This window comes from Sphingomonas sp. M1-B02 (assembly GCF_026167525.1).
Classification (GTDB): Bacteria; Pseudomonadota; Alphaproteobacteria; order Sphingomonadales; family Sphingomonadaceae; genus Sphingomonas.
Genome location: NZ_CP110679.1, coordinates 3,182,083 through 3,199,436, shown reverse-complemented (window position 1 = coordinate 3,199,436; position 17,354 = coordinate 3,182,083). Strand labels below are relative to the sequence as shown.

The window sequence follows — 17,354 nt, the reverse complement described above, 5'->3', positions numbered from 1 at the left end:
ATGGCGAGGCGAGTTCCAGGAGTTTGGCCGTAACCTGTTGCGTGCCTACATCGAGACGATGACGCTCACCGCGATCCTTCGCCTGCACCTCCTATGGTTCGCCGTGCTGGTGGCGCATCCCGCCGCTGGGCAGCTGGTGCAAACGCGCGAGGCGGCGCTGATCCAGGACGCCGGCGAATATGCCCGACAATATGGCGTGCCGGCGATCGAGGCGCTCCGGCGTCTCCGCGCGCAGCGGGATAGCGTCGCGGCAACCGACGCGCTCGCCGAGCGCCATCGCAGCCGCCTGGCGGGCATATCGGTCCAGCATCGCCCCGATTATCGCTACGTGGTCTATCTGACCGGCGACCATCCGATCCCGGCGACTCAGATCCGCGTCGGCGGCATGACGGTCCCGATCGTCTTCCGCACCGGTGCGAAGGCGAACCGGGACCGCGTCATCTGGGCTATGACGTATCATCAGGCCGCGATCCGGGCCGCTCTGCCCGGCGCGCCGTCGATGGGCCTTGATCCGCGCACCGGAGAATTGGTCGTCATCGTCGGCAATGCCATCGCCGCCGCCGATGGAGGTGCAACGGCGATCGATGCCAGGCTTGAGAAGCTCACCGGCGTGCCCGTCCAGGTTCGCCTGCTCGAGCGAACTGACAGAAACCTCGATCTGCATGGCGGCGGTCGGCTCGACGGGATCAACCCGGACGACGGCAAGCGCTATCGATGCACCACCGGATATGCCGTCAGCGACGGCGCACGAAGCGGCATCACCACCGCCGCCCATTGTCTCGACAACATGACCTATTACGATCCGCAGCGCCGCGCGACTCCGCTCAGCTTCGTCGGCCAATGGGGCTGGGGCTATCACGATGTCCAAATCCATGCCGGCGCCGCGCCCGAGCGGCCTTTGATCTATTCGGACACCGCTCGCTTGATTGCGCGCCCCGTAGAGATGCAGCGGAGCAAGCTCAGCACCCGCGCCGGGGACTTCGTCTGCCATCGCGGCGAGAGCAGCGGCTATAGCTGCGCCGAGATCGAGCTTCTCGATTTTGCGCCGGCCGGTGATCTGTGCGGCGGTGCCTGCCTGCCCACCTGGGTCACCGTCGCCGGCCCGAACTGCAAGGGCGGCGACAGCGGCGGCCCCGTCTTCAGCGGCACGACGGCGTTCGGCGTCGTCAAGGGCGCCAGCTATCGCCGCGACGGTACGTGCGCTTTCTATTTCTACATGTCGCTGGATTATCTCCCCGCGCCCTGGGGGCTGCTCGTCGATAGCGGCCCTGATGCGGCGAGCGCCAGCAGGCCTGGAGAAATCCTTACCGCCCCCTTTTGAATTTCTAAACCATGACCGCGTAGCGCCAGTAGATGTTCGTCCGAAAAGGGTAACGCGTGCGTATCGATCACCTTCGCCCCAAGCCTAGTATAGCAGCACCAATCGAAATTCCGGCTGAACTGCTGGACAGCGTGAATCGCCACCAGGCCAACCTCGCGGCGCTTATCGCCAGCTTGCAGGCGGCAGGCCTGCAGCATGCGATGATCGAGGCGAGCGTGCGTACGCTGGTCGATAGCTATGCCTCCGAACTCACCGCAGCGATCCAGGCCTTCGCGGAGGGTTCACGCCATGACTGACCCCCTGCTGCACGACGATACAGCGCGCATCGCTGCCTTGAACCGGCTGAACGTGCTCGACACCGCCCCCGAAGAACCGTTCGAAAAGATCGTGACTCTGGTGCGAACCGTCCTGTCCGTACCGATGGCGGTGGTGACACTCGTCGACCGCGATCGGCAGTGGTTCAAGGCGCGCCGCGGTCTGGATGCGACGGAAACTCCGCGTGCTGTCGCTTTCTGCACGCACACGATCCAACAGCGCGAGCCGTTGATAGTCGAGGATGCGCATCTCGATCCACGTTTCGCCGCCAACCCGCTGGTCGTCGGATCGCCCCATATCCGCAGCTATGCCGGAATCCCGCTACGGACTGCGGAAGGCTATAACGTCGGCTCGCTATGCGCGATCGACACGCGTGTTCGCGAATTCAGCGACTCCGAGATCGCGATCCTGCAGAACCTCGCGAACATTGTCTGCGATGAACTGGAGCTCAGAACGATCGCCCAGGTCGACCATCTGACCGGGGCGCTGACGCGGCGGGGATTCGTGGAGCAGGCTGAGCGCGAAATTGCCCGGGCGCGCCGCTTCGGCCGTCCGACCTCGCTCGCGATGCTCGATCTCGACCATTTCAAATCAATCAACGACACCCATGGCCATGCGGTCGGCGACCAAGTGCTGATCCACATTGTGGCGATCGCCCATAGCACCTTGCGCCCAAGCGACATATTCGGTCGTCTGGGTGGAGAAGAGTTTGCGATATTGCTGCCCGAAACCAAAGGCGACGAAGCTTTCGCCGTTGCGGAACGGCTGCGCGAAGCCATCGCCTTCCGCCCGCTCGACCTGGCCGAAAGTGCGACGCTCCCCGTTACCGCCAGCTTCGGGGTTGCCGCCTTGTCCCCCAGCGTGGCCTCCTTCCCCGACTGGCTCGAGCGCACCGACAAGATGCTCTACGCGGCGAAGGCCGGCGGCAGAAACTGCACCCGCGTTGCTGAGATGATCGGGGTCTGATCGCCTGACGATGCAGGAAACGATCGGTGTATCCAATGACCGGGAGAAGCAGGCGCATCGTGGCGGAGCAAAGCGCGCAAAAGTAAGCTTGTCGCGCACTATGAATCCGAATGTCCATTCTGTAAAACTCAGGTCAGGGCTCCGTGAGCACATCTATCAATCCAATATGGACTAGTTAGAGCCGCCCCAGGCTTCCCCGTATATTGCTCACTCTGATTAGTCGTTGCTATCATGTCACGACTCGAGAGATGCTGCATCGGTACGTTTTATATATTCGCCATTTGGCGAATTATCACTGTTGCACGCTCTCCGCTCGTGCCCGAACGGTGCTGGTCGATGCGGTCGCGGTGAGCGCGCAGGGCACAGCGCGCGGCGATCCGCTGGTCCAGCGCCTGTTCGATCAGGTCATGATCGCCGAACATGCCAGCGCGTATAAGTGCGAGTACGACGCCAGCCCGCCCGATCCCGGACATCTCCAGCCCAGCAGCCTGCGACATGAGCGACGCCGATGTCGATGCCGCCATCGCACACATCCGCACCCAGCCCGAACTGCGCATCGCGCTGATCACGGGCGGCGATCCGCTGCGCGAAGAAACCAAGCTGTTCCGCCTGCTCGACGGGCTCGCGACGATCCCGCACGTCGCCGAGATCCGCATCAGCACGCGCAACCTCTTGTTCGAGCCCGAACGGCTGACCGAAGCGCTCGCCGAGCGCATCGCGAGCCGCTCGCGGATCGATTGCGATGCGATTGCCGGATCACAGGTCGTGATGGTGGGGTTGTCGCTCAATCACCCCGACGAGCTTTCGGGAGCAGTTGCACGTGCAGTGCGGAGGCTGGTCTCGCGCGGGGTAACAGTGAAGGGGCAGGTGACGCTATTGCGCGAGGTGAACGACGATGCGGCGACGCTGTTGGCTTTGTACCAGCGATTCAATGCACTTGGGATCCAGCCTTATTATCTGTTCCATTGCATGCCGGTGCTCGGAAGTGCGCATTTTCGCACCAGCGTGGCGCGCGGGCAGCAGATATTGAGCGAGCTCGCCGCACTCAGCGGCATCTATGCGCCGACCTATGTCTACGTCACCCAGATCGGCAAGGTCCGGGTCGGGATCGACAGCCCGCTCGAGACGGTCGAGATCGACGGCCGCCCGCATCTGCGCAAGCAGACCGTATATCGCGCGGCAGACTTCCTCCGTTACACGGGCCGCAGCGATATCCCCGCGCCGCATTATGCCGACAATGAGGGGCGGCTGGTCACGCTATACCCGGACGGCCCGGCATCTTGAGCGGGTGGCTGGTCCACCTCGACAATCATAGTCTGGGGCATGCCGACGCGGCAGCGGACTCGGTCCGCGCGCGCGGATTGCGGACCGCCGCGATCGGCCCCGCGGCGGAGATCGCGACGCTCCGCACCGTCGAGCGCGCGATCCCGCTCGATCGCTGCGACGCGTCCGCGGTCGAGGCGGCGCTGGCTACGCTCGAGGCCGAGGCGCCAATCCGCGGCATCCGATGCATGTTCGGACTGCCCGAGGGCGGTGGCGCCGAGCCGCGCAGCCTGACCGCGCTCGCGGCCGAGGCGCGCGCGCGGCGTGGCCTGCCCGGCCCCACCGCCGCCGCGCTCGATTCGGCCAACGTCAAATCGCTCACCCGTCGCGTGCTCGACCGCGCCGGCATCGCCAATGTCGCGCATCGGCTGGTGCGCAGCGGCGACGAAGCGGCCGATTTCGTCCGCGCTTGCGGTCGCGCGATCATCCTCAAACCGCTGACCGGCGTCGGCGCGGGGTTCGTCCGGCGCTGCGACGGCGCGGACGACGCCCGCACCGGCTTCGACGAGATCGTACCGCTGCTCGCCCACGCCTATCATCGGCCCACCCGCAACCCCCCTTTCATTGCACACACGCCTTGGGGCGACGTCCCGGTCGACCCCCGCGCCACCCTGCTCGCCGAGGAGCATATCGACGGACCCGAGATCAGCGTCGAATGCGTCGTGGTCGGCAATCAGCCGCTGCCGCTGGTGGTCAACGACAAGCTCGCCTTGGAGACCACACGCTGGACGGTGCGCGAACCGCTGCTCGTCACCCCGCCGATCCGCCTCGACCGCCGCCAGACCGCGGCCGCGCGGGACTATGCGGTCCGCGTGATCGAAGCGCTCGGCTTGAGCGACTGCGTCTGCCATGTCGAGCTTCGCATCGACGCGGCGCGGGGGCCGCTGCTGCTGGAGGTCAACCCGCGGATCGGCGCCGGTTGCGTCCGCGATTCGCTGGCGACCTTCTGGGGCGTCGATCCGATCGCGGTGGACGTCGATCTCGCGCTCGGGCGCGTACCCCCGATGAGCCGGTTCGAGCGCACCGACCGCGCCCATGCGATGATCTTCCTCTTCACCGATCGCCAGGGGATCCTGCGCGGGATCGACGGGCTGGAGACGATGATGCGCCAGCCCGGCGTACTGTGCGTGCGGCAGATGACCGACACCGGAGCCGCGGTCGACGGGCGCCATGAGGAGCAGTTCCTGCTGGGGGTGTGGCGGCGGCTCACCGAGGGACAGACCCCCCAGGCCGCCTATCGGGCAACGTTGGAGGCCATTAATGTCGATATCCTGTGAGGAGGCCATCGAGACCGATTGGGGGATCCCCGCGGCGATCACCCGCGCGATCCTCGACCGCCGCTTCGCGGTCGCTCCCTGCGACACCCACGCGGTCGCGCGGCGCTTCCTGCCCTTCGCGCCGGATATCACGGGCTTCCTCGGCGCGGCGCATGCCGGTATCGGCGAACTCCGCCTGGCATGTGAAGTCGACGGCGCGATCCGCTTCGATCCCATCGCCGCCGAGACGCCGACGGTCGCCGCGCCGCGCGCAGGCGAATGGTATATGTTGCGCGCGCTGGCCGATCATCCCGCGACCGCGCCCCGCTATCGCGCCTTCTGCGATGCGCTCGGCAAGGACGATCAGGCCAACGTCACGGCCTATGCCCATGGCGAGGGCGTCCACGCGCCACGCCATACCGATCTCGCCGGCGGCCTGGTGTTCATGCTCGACGGCTGCCGCGAATGGCGAGTCGAACCGCCGCTCGCGCGCGGCGATGGCATTTTCTCGCCCTTGCACTGCGGAGGCTGGGGCAGCGGGTTCAACAGCGCGGTGCCGGTGGTCGAGACTGCGGCGGACTGCGTCCTCTATATCCCCGGCGGATGGTGGCACGAGACGCGGTCGCTGACCCCGTCGCTGACCTTCCGGGTCGGGATCGCCGAACGCACCGTCGCGCGTCCGCGCTGAGAGTATAGGGCCAGGGTCCTCGGACGCTTCGCAACCGCCTACGCGCCCGCTCGTAGCGAAAGGCTCACTCCTCGACCCCCTCGCGCTTGCGCAAGACGCGCTTGCGATCGATGCCATAAGCATAGCCGCCCATGCTGCCGTCGCTGCGCTGGGCGCGGTGGCAGGGAATGATGATGCCGACATGATTGGCGCCGCACGCGGTCCCCGCCGCACGCACCGCCTTCGAATTGCCAGCCACCGCCGCGAGCTGGGCATAGCTGCGCGTCTCGCCCGCGGGGATGGCGCGAAGCGCCTGCCACACGGCTTCCTGGAAGGCAGTGCCCTGAACGTCGATGGGAAGGTCTGTATCGCGACCCGGAGTCTCGACCTCGGCCACCACGCGCGCCGCGAGCGTCGCCAACGCCGTGCCGCCGGCGACGATCTCGGCCGCAGGGAAGCGCCGCGCCAAGGCGAACTGGTCCTCGTCGAACGCCACCCGGCACAGCCCCTTGTCGGTCGCCGCGATCAGCAGCGGCCCCAGGCTGGTCGCCGCCACGGTCCAGCGGATCGTCGCCCCCGCCCCGCCACGCTTCCACACCGAGGGAGTCATCCCCAGCCGGGCATTGGCGGTCTCGTAGAAGCGGCTCGGCGCGGAGTAGCCCGCCTCGTAGATCGCATCGGTCACCTTGCTCTCCTCGTTCAATGCGGTGGCGGCGCGCCGCGCGCGCAGGCCCCGCGCATAGGCCGCCGGCGTCACCCCGGTCGCGCGCTTGAACAGCCGGTGGAAATGGTGCGGCGCATAGCCGACCCGCGCCGCAAGTTCGTCGAGCCCGACCAGTTCCTCCGCCGCCTCGATCAGCGCCACCGCTTGCGCCACCGCCACCCGCTCGCGCCCGACTTCGTCGGGCTTGCAGCGCAGGCAGGCGCGAAACCCCGCCGCCCGGGCGGCATCGGCGTCGGGATAGAAGATCACATGCTCGCGCTTCGGCCGCCGCGCCGGGCAGCTCGGCTTGCAATAGATTCCGGTAGTGGTCACCGCCCCGATCACGCGGCCGTCCTGCGCCCGATCGCGCGCTTCGAAGGCGGCCCAGGCGGCATCGTCGGACAGGGTCTGCTGGCTCGTCATGCGACCGATATAGCCGTCCGCCGCGCGCCCGACATCCCGCCGCTTGCGATCAAAGCGGCGGACAATCTCCTTGCCCTCGACCGCGCTTCGCGGCACCGTTAGCGTTAACAAGGCCGGTCAGCGGCCGGTTCGGGAGAGCGCCTTGGGCTTCTGGCAACGCACGCGGGCACTTCGGTGGTGGATCATCGCCATCGTGATGCTGGGCACGATCATCAATTATCTGGTGCGCCAGACGCTGGGCGTGGCAGTCGCCACCGAGTCGTTCCAGGCCGACGTGCCCATGAACAAGGAACAATATAGCTGGGTCACCGGCGTGTTCCAGGCGTTCATCATGATGCAGCCGGTGGTCGGCTATATCCTCGATCGCATCGGGCTGCGCCAAGGCATGGCGATCTTCGCCACCGCCTGGGGCGTGCTGATCTTCGCGCATGGCTGGGTTTCGAGCTGGCAGGGGCTGGCGGCGCTGCGCGGCGCGCTCGGCTTCGCCGAAGGCACCTCGCATACGCTGGGGCTCAAGGTGGTCTCCGAATGGTTTCCCGCCAGGGAGCGCGGCTTCGCCGGCGGCATCTACAATCTCGGCGCGTCGGCGGGGATCGCGCTGGCCGGGCCGCTGGTCGCGATCTCGATCGTCTGGTGGAACTGGCGCGCGGCCTTCTACGTCGCCGGGATCCTCGCCTTCCTGTGGGTGCTGCTGTGGCTGCGTTATTATCGATCGCCCGAAGTGCATCCCGAGATTGCGCCCGAAGAGCTGGCGCTGATCCAGAGCGGGCAGGAAGCGCATGTCCAGCCCAGCGGGACCAAGCCCGAAGTGCTCTCCCTGCTCGGCCGCCGCAATTTCTGGGGTATCGCCTTGCCGCGCTTCCTCGCCGATCCGACCTGGGCGACTTTGACCTTCTGGCTGCCGCTCTATCTGAGCGAAGTCCGCGGCTTCAATCTGGGCGAACTGGCGATCGCCGTCATCCTGCCCTTCGTCGCCGCGGACATCGGCTGCCTGTTCGGCCCCGCGGTGGTCGTCTGGCTCGAGCGGCGCGGCATCGCGCTGATCGACGCGCGGCGCTGGACCTTCACCTTGGGCGCGGCGCTGATGACGAGCATGATCTTCGTCGGCAGCGTCACCAATCCCTATATGGCGGTGGCGCTGCTCAGCATCGGCGCCTTCGCGCACCAGACGCTGTCGGTCACCTGCATCACCATGGCGAGCGACCTTTTCCGCCGCGACGAGATGGGCACCGTCGCCGGCATGGCGGGCACGCTCGCCAATCTGGGGGTGATGATCTTCACGCTGCTGATCGGCGCGCTGGTGACGACGATCGGCTACACGCCCTTCTTCGTGGCGCTGGCGGTGTTCGACCTTGTCGCCGCGGCGATCCTGTGGACGCTGGTGGTAAAGCCCGGCGGGCCGCCCGAACGCGAGAGCGGGCTGATCCCGATCCTGCTCGGCGGGGCGACCGCTTTCTATCTGGGCGGCGTCGTCGGCATCGGCGCGGTCGGCGTCGCGGGCTATGTCGGCTTCGGCTTCGGCGCGCTCCTGTTCATCCTGGGCCTCGCCATCGAGTTCCGCGCCCGCACGAGAAAGACCGCATGATCCGCAATCCGATTCTCCCCGGCTTCAATCCCGATCCGTCGATCGTCCGCGTTGGCGCGGATTATTATATCGCCACCTCGACCTTCGAATGGTTTCCCGGCGTGCAGATCCACCACAGCCGCGATCTTGCGAACTGGACGCTGATCACCCGGCCGCTGCGCCGTGCCGCCCAGCTCGACATGCGCGGCGATCCGGACAGCTGCGGCGTCTGGGCGCCCGACATCAGCCATGACGGCGAGCGCTTCTGGCTGCTCTACACCGACGTCAAACGCTATGGCCGCACCACCGTCGGCGGCGCATCGGGCGCGAGCCTGCGCGATTTCCACAATTATCTGGTGACCTGCGAGACGATCGACGGCGACTGGTCGGATCCGGTCCACATCAATTCGAGCGGCTTCGACCCCGCGCTGTTCCACGACGACGACGGCCGCAAATGGGTGGTCAACCAGCTGTGGGACCACCGCCCGGGGCGCAACCGCTTCGCGGGCATCGTCCTCCAGGAATATGACCCCGCCGCGCAGAGGCTGATCGGCGAGCGCGTCAACATCTTCGCCGGCACCGCGCTCGGGCTGACCGAGGCGCCGCATCTATACAAGCGCGACGGCTATTATCACCTGATCACCGCCGAGGGCGGCACCGGCTGGAACCATGCCGTGACGATGGCGCGGTCGAGAGACATTGCCGGACCCTATGAGCTGCATCCCGATGCGCAGGTCCTCACCAGCCGCACCCGCCCCGACGCATTGCTCCACCGCGCCGGGCATGCCGATCTGGTCGAGACCCCCGACGGCCGCCCCTTCATGCCCTATCTGTGCGGGCGCCCGCTGCCGGGCCGCGGTCGCTGCGTGCTGGGGCGCGAGACCGCGATCCAGCCGATGCGCTGGCAGGACGGCTGGCTTTATACCGAGGATGGCAGTGGCCTGCCGGTGCTGGAGGCGGCTGCGCTCGACGGCCCTGCCTCACCGGCACGGTCGACTCACGCCCGCTATGATTTCGACTCGCCCGACCTGCCGCTCGACCTGCAATGGCTTCGTACCCCCGAGCCCGAGACGATCTTCAGCCTCACCGCGCGCCCCGGGCATCTGCGCCTCCACGGCCGCGAGACGATCGGCAGCCTGTTCACCCAGGCGCTGGTCGCGCGGCGGCAGCAGGATTTCTGCTATTCGGCCGCTTGCGCGATGGACTTCACCCCGCAGCATTTCCAGCAGGCCGCCGGCCTGGTCGCTTATTACAACAGCGCCAAATTCCATTATCTCCACGTCAGCCATGACGAGGATGTCGGTCGCCATATCCGCGTGATGTCCGCGCTCCCCGACAGCCCCCAGGCCGACGCCTTCACCGCGCCGATCGCGATTCCCGAGGGCCCGATCGAGCTGCGCGTCGAGGTCGATCTCGAACGGCTCCGCTTTGGCTACCGGCTCGGCGACGGCGCGTGGCAATGGCTGTCCGAGCAGTTCGACGCCTCGATCCTGTCCGACGAGGCCAGCGCGCCCGGACTGCCCAACTTCACCGGCGCGTTCATCGGCATGGCCTGCCAGGACATGTCCGGCGCCGGGCATCCCGCGGATTTCGACTGGTTCGACTATCGCGAGCGGCCCTATGCGGCGGATTCAACCCGCGAGCCGATCGCCAACGCCGTTTCGGAAAATCTGGTCGGGGCGACAGGATTCGAACCTGCGACCCCCACACCCCCAGTGTAGAGGAAAGTTACCGGTCTAGATAGCGCTTCGTTATTCTAGCTTATAAATACTCAGAAAGTCATAGACTTAGCTTCGCGACAGTTTGATGCACGCTCCACTAGCTAACCCTAGGTTGTTAGACATACGCTAAAAGGAGCAGGGCATGGTGAAGCTAACAAAGACCTTCGTAGAGAAGGTTGACCCGCCGGCAAATGGCCACACCATTCATTGGGATGGCAGCTACGATGGCGCTGTAAAGGGATATGGTCTGCGCGTGTCCTCGCGTGGCAAGCGCGTCTTCATTGCGATGGGGCGGGTTCACGGCAAGCAGGTGCAATTTACGATCGGGCCGTTTGGCCAGTTCACGGAAAAAGTCGCGCGCGAAAAGGCCCAGACGATTTTGCAGCAGATGCGCGACGGCATCGACCCGCGCGATGGCAAGAAGGCCGCTCGAGCCAAGTTCGCCGATGACGAGGTGGCTATGACCACGCTTGAGCAGGTGCTGGAAACCTATCACGCTCGCGGCAAGCTAAAGGACAGCACGAAGGCGGAGATGCGCCGCCACATCGAGAAGGTCTTCGGCGATTGGAAAGATAAGCCAATTGCTTCCATTACTGAGCGAATGTGCCGTGAGAGGCATCGCGAGATGGCCCAAAAGGGGCTGAGGAGCCGCCCCGCCCCCGGTCAGGCACAAATCTCGATGGTCACACTTCGGACCCTGATGAATTTTGCCATGCGCCGATTCCGTCGGGCTGACGGTACGCCGCTGATTGTCGCCAATCCGGTCTTGGCCATCCGGGATGAATGGACCGAACTGAAGCCCCGCACACGCGACATTGATGCGCGATCTGTTGGCACCGCGTGGTACACTCTCCAGACGGCTCGCTCGGAACCGCGCAACCGAGATACGGCTACTGGTATCGACCTAACCATGTTTCTTCTGCTTACCGGTAGCAGACGGATGGAGGGCGCAGCGCTCACCTGGGACCGGGTGCACCTTAGCGCCGACCCAGCGGATTGCTGGTGGCACCTCCCCGACCCGAAGAACCGCAACCCGGTGTACCTGCCGCTGTCCACGCAAGCCGTGGCCATATTGAACCGGCGGAAGGCTGCGGCCGCCGAAGCCAGCGAGGACGAAGACGCGGGCGAGCCCAGCCCCTTCGTCTTCCCCAGCCGCAGCGCTAAGGGCCACGTGACTGACACCCGGGCACCGATGGAGCGGGTCAGCGCCGCCGTAGGCATGGACAAGCTGTCTGCTCACGATCTTCGTAGGACGTTCGTGTCCATCGGCTTTACGACCTGCGGCATCGACCTCTTCAAAATGGAGCTCTTGACGAATCATAAGCCCACCGGCGTCACGGCAAAGCACTACTTGCAAACGTCTCGGCTCCAGTACCTTCACCCCGAAGCGCAGCGCATTGGTGACTGGATCGAACACCAGGGTGCAATCGCCGAAGCTAAAGCGACCGGTGCCAATGTCGTGACGCTGCGGGGCTAGGGCGTACGCTCACGCGTCGACCGTGCGCTTAGCTGAGAACCTAGCTGTGTCCGTAGCCCGACAGTTGCGTCATCACATCGGCGCGAATGGCGTTCTTCTTCTCCCGGATCATTCCCGGAATCAGGAACGCGTCGATCAAGAGCCAGATGAAGCCAACGATAACGAAATAGGATAGTATCTGTAAAATAGCCGTTCCGGGTCTCCCAAGATAGAACCGATGCCCGCTGACGATCCAAAGGAAGAACCACAGTAGATAGGCGACTGCGGTGCTCGGAGCGTCATTTGCTACCCGCTGCTCCACCAAAGACAATTCGGCCGTCGAAAGTGCCATAACTTAACCCCCAGAACCTTAGACAAATAGGGGTATGGGCGCATCATTAAATAATCAATAGCACACGCGAAACTTCACCAATTTCGCAGCCGCTTCACCAGCGCTCCCCATTCATATTCGTACTGCATCCAATCCGGATAGGTCGGTTTGGCTTTCGTGGGACGAATATAGGCTGGACGACCACGGCACACGCGGCACCTAAAATGCCGCCCCGCGATCTCAAGCTGATCGGACCAACAGTGACAGTGGAACCAGCGCCGGACCTTTTCGATATCCAGAACCGACCTATTCGGGCAGGCGCGACACTCAATCAGCAAGTTCGCATTCTGCAGCTGGTAATCGCTTAGGGTTCGGAACCTAACATTCGCCCCCACTGGTCACAGGCCGAGGGGCAATTGCGCTCCAGCGTCCTCAGGCGACGGGTTTAGGTGCTCCACGATGCTAAGAGCCAGCTCGTGAGCCGCGCGCTCTCGCATCCGTCCATCCGGCTCTGTTATGCCGAGGCGAGCCCACCCCGGCGCTCCAAGGATGGCGTTGGCAAGATCACGGGGATTGCGTGCGAATCGTTCCATATGAAGGTTTTAGAACGAAAAGAGAACATCCGAAAGAGGCCGTGTCGTTCGCCGTCGCTATCAGATATCCCGAACGCTGTTCCACTGAGATAGTTCTTCGAAGTAGCTAAACAGTCGTTTAGTTGCTTCTTACAGTCGTCCTAGAACGATGCTTTGAAAAACACCCACGCGTTATAATAAACGGCATTGCGTTATACAAATTACGGTGGCAAGTAGTGGTTGTCGGTAGGGCCGTGGGCCACCGACCCCGGTAGTATCAAGCTGTGAAGACAGTTTGATAAGCTCCACCGCCAGCGCGGTCCCGGTGCTATACCCGAGTAACGGTCGGGCCAACTCCCATCTTGAGGGATGCGACCGTGACCGATCAGTCATTCAATCAGCTATGCGAACTATTCGCTTACAAGCCCAAGGGCCGCCCCCTCGCGAGTGAGGAAGTAGCGGCCATCCTCCGGATTCACCCTGGAACAATGGCCCAGTACCGCCTTCGCGGCGAAGGCCCGCGCTTCTTCAGCCCGCCCGGCACCCGGCGTGTTTGGTATGCGGAAAGCGACGTGCTGTCCTGGCTGGCGTCCGGCGCCAAGCGCAGCACCAGCGAGCAGGTAGCGGCGTAAGCTGCACCACACCCAAGGTGTGCGGGACATAGCTGAAAAACTGAGGCTCTCGAGCGACTTACGTTCGCTTGCGGCAAGTATTCGACCGCATTTCTCGCACTAGTCAAAGAAATAGCGGCGGAGTGGACGCAAACCACACTTCGCCGCTGGTCTGGAGCACGAAACAATGTCCGCTATACCAAACGGCCCTGGTGCCGCGCAAGCCTATGCTTGGCTTTCTATTTACGAGGGAGAGCTAGCCCGTGGTTAAGTTCTCCGCCTTGTTCACGGACGACCCCATCGAGGAGCACCGGCTGCCCAAACCGCGCCCGTTGGTCGAACCGAACCTTGTCCCGACCTACCCGATCACAGCCCTGCCTCCGCTCATCCGCAATGTAATCGAGGAGGTCGCCAGCTACGTGAAGGCCCCGGTCGCTATGATTTCGGCAAGTGCCCTGGCGGCTGTCTCTACCGCCGTGCAGACGCGATACAGCGTGCGGCGAGATGATGCATTGTCCGGTCCCGCCACACTATACCTTCTGACAGTAGCGGAGAGCGGGGAGCGCAAGACTTCCGTCGACAACCAGTTCACCGGACCTATTCGCGAATGGGAGGCCGAGCAGCGTAAGCTCTTCAGGGAGCGCCGCGCGAAGTACGAGGCCGACATGGAGGACTGGGAAAGGCAGGGAGAGGAAATACGCCGCAACATCGAAGGGGGCTTCTTAACGGCCCAGCTCGGTACTGAATTCGATCCGCGCCTCGCACATCAAATATCTAAGCCGGAGGAACCACAAAAGGTGCGTATCCTACGCGGCGATGACACCCCGGAGGCCCTCGCAATGGCGCTGGATCACTATCCGGTCGCGTCAGTGATCAGCGCGGAAGCCGGTACGATCTTCGGCTCGCATGGGATGAGCGCCGAGGCGGTCACCCGCAACTTAGCCCAGGCGAATACGATGTGGGACGGCGGCGTGATCCAACGGGACCGTCTGAGCACGGGCGAGATGCAAGTTGAAGGCATGCGGGTGACGATGGGCTTGCAGGTCCAACCCAAGGTGTTGGACGACTTCGTTCACAAGACGGGGGGCCTAGCGAAGGGTATCGGCTATTTCGCCCGATTCTTGTTCAGCCGACCAGAATCGACACAAGGCACTCGGCTCTACTCTGCGCCCCCTTCACCGCGACCTGCGCTAGCCGCCTTTTGCAACCGGATGACCACACTGCTCGCGGCCGAGGCCGTCTTTGACGAGTATGGCCGGCTCGCGCCGGACTACCTCGGCTTTGACGGGGACGCTCAGCGTGTGTGGGTGAACTTCCACGACGAGGTGGAGGAGCAGCTACGAGGCGAGGAAGCATACTCGGGCATTCGCGACGTCGCGAGCAAGGCCGCCGACAACGCGGCTCGCTTGGCCTGCTGCCTGCACGTCTTCGCTGGTGACCCGGGACAACCGATCAATCGAGAGGCCATGGTCGGAGCCTGCGCGCTAATGCTCTGGTACTTGGATGAGGCTGTCCGCTTCGCCCGCGAGGCCGACGCGGCTCCCGAGCTGGCTGACGCGGTGATGCTCGAAGAGTATCTCGTCAGGGAGGTAATGAGGCGGGGGCAGGCCGGCGCCAGCCTCATCGTGTCCGTAAATGAGGTGCGACGAAAGGGTCCGAACCGACTCCGCCAGTCCAAGTCGAAGCGGCTGGACGATGCGCTAGAATTACTCGCCGATCACCACAGGGTGCTCATCACTCGGCGGCACGGGAATAAGGGATTGGACATAACCCTCCGCGCTGAGGTGATCCGCGAGCACAACAGATGATGTGCTTTTCGAGCTGCTATCGTCGCGGTTCGTCGCAACTGGAATTTGGGTTTTTGCGACGATCGTCGCGGGCGGTAACCACGCTTTTCCGCGGGTTTGAGCGCTATCGTCGCAATAGTCGCGGTCGCAGCGGAGCCGTGCGTAACCACAGTCGCAATGGCAGCGTCGCTACCCGATTCATAATATATATATCTCCTCCTCCTTTCCTTCACGCCAAAGCGCACCCGCTCGTTTTGGTCCCCAAACCCGCGACTATTGCGACGATAGTGCTCAAAGCCGCGGAAAACCGCTGTTTCCACGGTCGCAAGCGCCCGCGACCGCATGCGATGATTGCGACGGTAGCTCCCAAGAACACGTGCGTCGCGCGTGGCTATGGCGGCCACGGCCCACGCCGTCGCGGCAACTTAGTGCTTTGCCCGCCAGTACGCCGCCAACGCCCGCTCAAGGCCGGGGACGGCCATTGCCTGCCGAGCAGGCGGCGCGCGCCAGGGCTCCAGTAAAGCCCTGCCGCCCACCCCGCCCCGCACTGTGGTCATCGCCGCCAAATCAATGCCCGCGCACTCGCAACAAACACAGAGTGTGATGCAAATGGGTAGTTCGCTAGATGTAAGCACCTGTTATCTAAGCAGAATCGCGAGACAAGCAGGCCGCTAATAGGTAAATTATAGCATATACCGAGCATAATCACGTGTTGGAGCACAATTCATGTCCCTGGAACTTAACAATAAGGTGACCCCATCCCTTCATCCGGCGAACGTGACCAAGATCGACGGATATAGCGAGGCGACCCAGGGCTACGCCGCAGGGACTGAGCGGGCCTTTCACGAGGCCTATTCGGGCGTCGCATCTGTATTCGCAGCTAGGGAGGCGGCGAAAAGAGACCTTTCGCTTACCGAGGCAGCACGCGTCATCAAAGTCGACGACATGGCGCAGCGAGTCTTTTCGAAGGTAGCCAGGCTGTTCGACACCGAGCGGAGGAATCTCGACAACGGCATCGCACAGCTAGAGGCAGAACTCACCGCGCCCGTCGCGGCGAAGGCATCTCACCCGGTGGCGGCCGAGGTACGGGCTTACGTTCGCACGATGTCCCCGCCCGAGCGCGTGAGCTTCGTCTACCACGCGATCAACAACGGCGATGATGTAACCGCCACCGCAGTCCTAGGGGCCCCGTCGTATCTGTCGGGGATTGAGGCCAATGTTCAAGCCGTCCTGGTCCGCACCTATCATGAGGTCAGCGCCCCCGCCGAGGCGGCAAAGCTCAAGACGATGCAGGGCGCCAGGACGCTGATCGAGAAACGCGGCGGGCTGTTGTTCACCCAGCTTGAAGAAGCAGTAGGCGCGCAGCCTCACGAGGTCCGCAAGCTTCGGGAGGCCAAGGCGCGCTCCGACAAAGCGTTCGCGGTCTGATTGCTCCGGCCCTGATCTGATCAACGAGGTGCAGCATGAGCGAAACCCAAGTCTCCTACCCGCCCCCCTGGCTGGGGCAGACGCAGCCCGTCCAGCCGCAGTTGCCGCCGCCGCCAGCCGTTCCCCGCAAACCGGGCAACCCGGCTTGGACGCCGGGTATGCGCAGCCCCAACCAAGCGGGACGCCCCAAGGGCATCGTGGATAAGCGCTCGAAGCTGTCGCAACGCATGCTCGCGGACGCGGAGGGCATCGTCTCTGCGCTCATCGACAAGGCACTGGAGGGAGACACCGGTGCCGCAAGTTTGATTCTCAGCCGGGTGCTGCCGTCGCTCCGCAGCCAGGCCGAGAAGGTCGCATTCGACTTTGACGCCACGGCTCCCGTGGTGCGCCAGGTTGAGCAGGTGCTTGCCGCCATCGCAGGTGGCGTGGTGGCACCGGACGTGGGCAAGCAGATCATCGAAGCCATCGGTGCACTGTCCGCGATCCGCGCAACCGAAGAGCTGGAAGCCCGCCTTGCGGCATTGGAGGCAAAGCAATGACCTACGCACCATGGGGGCCGCGCTATCGTTTGACCACGGTAGCGCCCGGAAAGTTAGACCTATTCGTCATTACCTTCGTCGACGGCAAACGGGCAACCATCGACCCGATCACGCAATACGAGGATGCTTTGGCGAAGGTTCGAGCCTTCCACCGCGAGCACCAGTGCCAGATCAAGGTCCTGCCAATGACGGGTCCGGAAGTGCGCAACCTGCTCGCGATCGACCTGCCCGAGCATTCAAAGCCCGTGGACGCGACTTTCCGCGACCAAATGGTCGGCACGCTCCGGCAGTCAGTGCGGGAGAGCAGCGACGCGGACGCGCGAGCGGACGCCCTGGAGTTGCTAACCGAGATGGGCGAGGTCGGCTCATAG

At 64.2% G+C, this 17,354-nt stretch carries 18 protein-coding genes; 14 read left to right on the top strand and 4 right to left on the bottom strand.

Annotated elements, in window-relative coordinates; all coding sequences use genetic code 11:
- Positions 1-37: 37 nt before the first annotated feature.
- From OKW87_RS15430 to OKW87_RS15420, 3 genes are read left to right on the top strand one after another with little or no spacing between them, the layout of a single operon-like run.
- On the top strand, positions 38-1,321 hold the full coding sequence (locus tag OKW87_RS15430) for a hypothetical protein (protein WP_265540799.1): 1,284 nt from the start codon (positions 38-40) through the stop codon (positions 1,319-1,321).
- 56 nt (positions 1,322-1,377) lie between these two features.
- The gene (locus OKW87_RS15425; protein ID WP_265540798.1) at positions 1,378-1,617 is read left to right on the top strand and encodes a hypothetical protein; all 240 of its coding nucleotides are present in this window, start codon (positions 1,378-1,380) and stop codon (positions 1,615-1,617) included.
- Positions 1,610-2,602, top strand: a complete 993-nt coding sequence (locus tag OKW87_RS15420; RefSeq protein WP_265540797.1) for a GGDEF domain-containing protein — start codon at positions 1,610-1,612, stop codon at positions 2,600-2,602. The genes OKW87_RS15425 and OKW87_RS15420 overlap by 8 nt, the downstream gene beginning before the upstream one ends.
- 266 nt (positions 2,603-2,868) lie before the next feature.
- Here OKW87_RS15420 and OKW87_RS15415 read toward each other — a convergent pair whose 3' ends face one another.
- A complete protein-coding gene (locus OKW87_RS15415) occupies positions 2,869-3,024 on the bottom strand; it encodes a hypothetical protein (protein WP_265540796.1) in 156 nt (51 codons plus the stop codon).
- A gap of 73 nt (positions 3,025-3,097) precedes the next feature.
- Between OKW87_RS15415 and OKW87_RS15410 the strand changes: the two genes are divergently transcribed.
- Genes OKW87_RS15410 through OKW87_RS15400 form a run of 3 tightly spaced genes read left to right on the top strand, consistent with a single transcriptional unit; the run spans position 3,098 to position 5,869 of the window.
- Positions 3,098-3,886, top strand: a complete 789-nt coding sequence (locus OKW87_RS15410) for a hypothetical protein (RefSeq protein ID WP_265540795.1) — start codon at positions 3,098-3,100, stop codon at positions 3,884-3,886.
- Positions 3,883-5,202, top strand: a complete 1,320-nt coding sequence (locus OKW87_RS15405) for an ATP-grasp domain-containing protein (RefSeq protein ID WP_265540793.1) — start codon at positions 3,883-3,885, stop codon at positions 5,200-5,202. Before OKW87_RS15410 ends, OKW87_RS15405 begins: the two co-directional genes overlap by 4 nt.
- Positions 5,186-5,869: a JmjC domain-containing protein gene (locus OKW87_RS15400; protein WP_265540791.1), complete on the top strand. Its 684-nt coding sequence runs from the start codon at positions 5,186-5,188 to the stop codon at positions 5,867-5,869. The genes OKW87_RS15405 and OKW87_RS15400 overlap by 17 nt, the downstream gene beginning before the upstream one ends.
- Positions 5,870-5,933: 64 nt before the next feature.
- Here the strand turns inward: OKW87_RS15400 and ada are convergent, their stop codons facing one another.
- A complete protein-coding gene (gene ada, locus OKW87_RS15395; protein ID WP_443025056.1) occupies positions 5,934-7,070 on the bottom strand; it encodes a bifunctional DNA-binding transcriptional regulator/O6-methylguanine-DNA methyltransferase Ada in 1,137 nt (378 codons plus the stop codon).
- A gap of 46 nt (positions 7,071-7,116) precedes the next feature.
- Here ada and OKW87_RS15390 point away from each other — a divergent pair, with 46 nt between their 5' ends.
- From OKW87_RS15390 to OKW87_RS15380, 3 genes are all read left to right on the top strand, one after another.
- Positions 7,117-8,559, top strand: coding sequence for an MFS transporter (locus OKW87_RS15390; protein ID WP_265540790.1), 1,443 nt, complete (start codon positions 7,117-7,119; stop codon positions 8,557-8,559).
- Complete coding sequence (locus tag OKW87_RS15385) at positions 8,556-10,259, top strand: glycoside hydrolase family 43 protein (protein WP_265540788.1); 1,704 nt, start codon at positions 8,556-8,558, stop codon at positions 10,257-10,259. The genes OKW87_RS15390 and OKW87_RS15385 overlap by 4 nt, the downstream gene beginning before the upstream one ends.
- A 142-nt stretch (positions 10,260-10,401) precedes the next feature.
- A complete protein-coding gene (locus OKW87_RS15380) occupies positions 10,402-11,736 on the top strand; it encodes a tyrosine-type recombinase/integrase (RefSeq protein ID WP_265540786.1) in 1,335 nt (444 codons plus the stop codon).
- A gap of 40 nt (positions 11,737-11,776) precedes the next feature.
- On the opposite strand, the gene OKW87_RS15375 is transcribed toward OKW87_RS15380, so the two are convergent.
- Positions 11,777-12,067, bottom strand: coding sequence for a TM2 domain-containing protein (locus tag OKW87_RS15375; RefSeq protein WP_265540785.1), 291 nt, complete (start codon positions 12,065-12,067; stop codon positions 11,777-11,779).
- A gap of 377 nt (positions 12,068-12,444) precedes the next feature.
- Entirely contained in the window at positions 12,445-12,639 is a 195-nt protein-coding gene (locus OKW87_RS15370) for a DUF6771 family protein (protein WP_265540784.1), read from the bottom strand.
- A 467-nt stretch (positions 12,640-13,106) separates the two neighbouring features.
- Here OKW87_RS15370 and OKW87_RS15365 point away from each other — a divergent pair, with 467 nt between their 5' ends.
- From OKW87_RS15365 to OKW87_RS15345, 5 genes are all read left to right on the top strand, one after another.
- Complete coding sequence (locus tag OKW87_RS15365) at positions 13,107-13,250, top strand: hypothetical protein (RefSeq protein ID WP_265540783.1); 144 nt, start codon at positions 13,107-13,109, stop codon at positions 13,248-13,250.
- A gap of 242 nt (positions 13,251-13,492) precedes the next feature.
- A complete protein-coding gene (locus OKW87_RS15360; RefSeq protein WP_265540782.1) occupies positions 13,493-15,037 on the top strand; it encodes a YfjI family protein in 1,545 nt (514 codons plus the stop codon).
- 705 nt (positions 15,038-15,742) lie between these two features.
- Positions 15,743-16,444 (top strand): hypothetical protein, encoded by a 702-nt coding sequence (locus tag OKW87_RS15355; RefSeq protein ID WP_265540781.1) that lies wholly within the window; start codon positions 15,743-15,745, stop codon positions 16,442-16,444.
- Between the two features lie 35 nt (positions 16,445-16,479).
- Positions 16,480-16,983, top strand: a complete 504-nt coding sequence (locus tag OKW87_RS15350; RefSeq protein WP_265540780.1) for a DUF5681 domain-containing protein — start codon at positions 16,480-16,482, stop codon at positions 16,981-16,983.
- A complete protein-coding gene (locus OKW87_RS15345; protein WP_265540779.1) occupies positions 16,980-17,354 on the top strand; it encodes a hypothetical protein in 375 nt (124 codons plus the stop codon). The genes OKW87_RS15350 and OKW87_RS15345 overlap by 4 nt, the downstream gene beginning before the upstream one ends.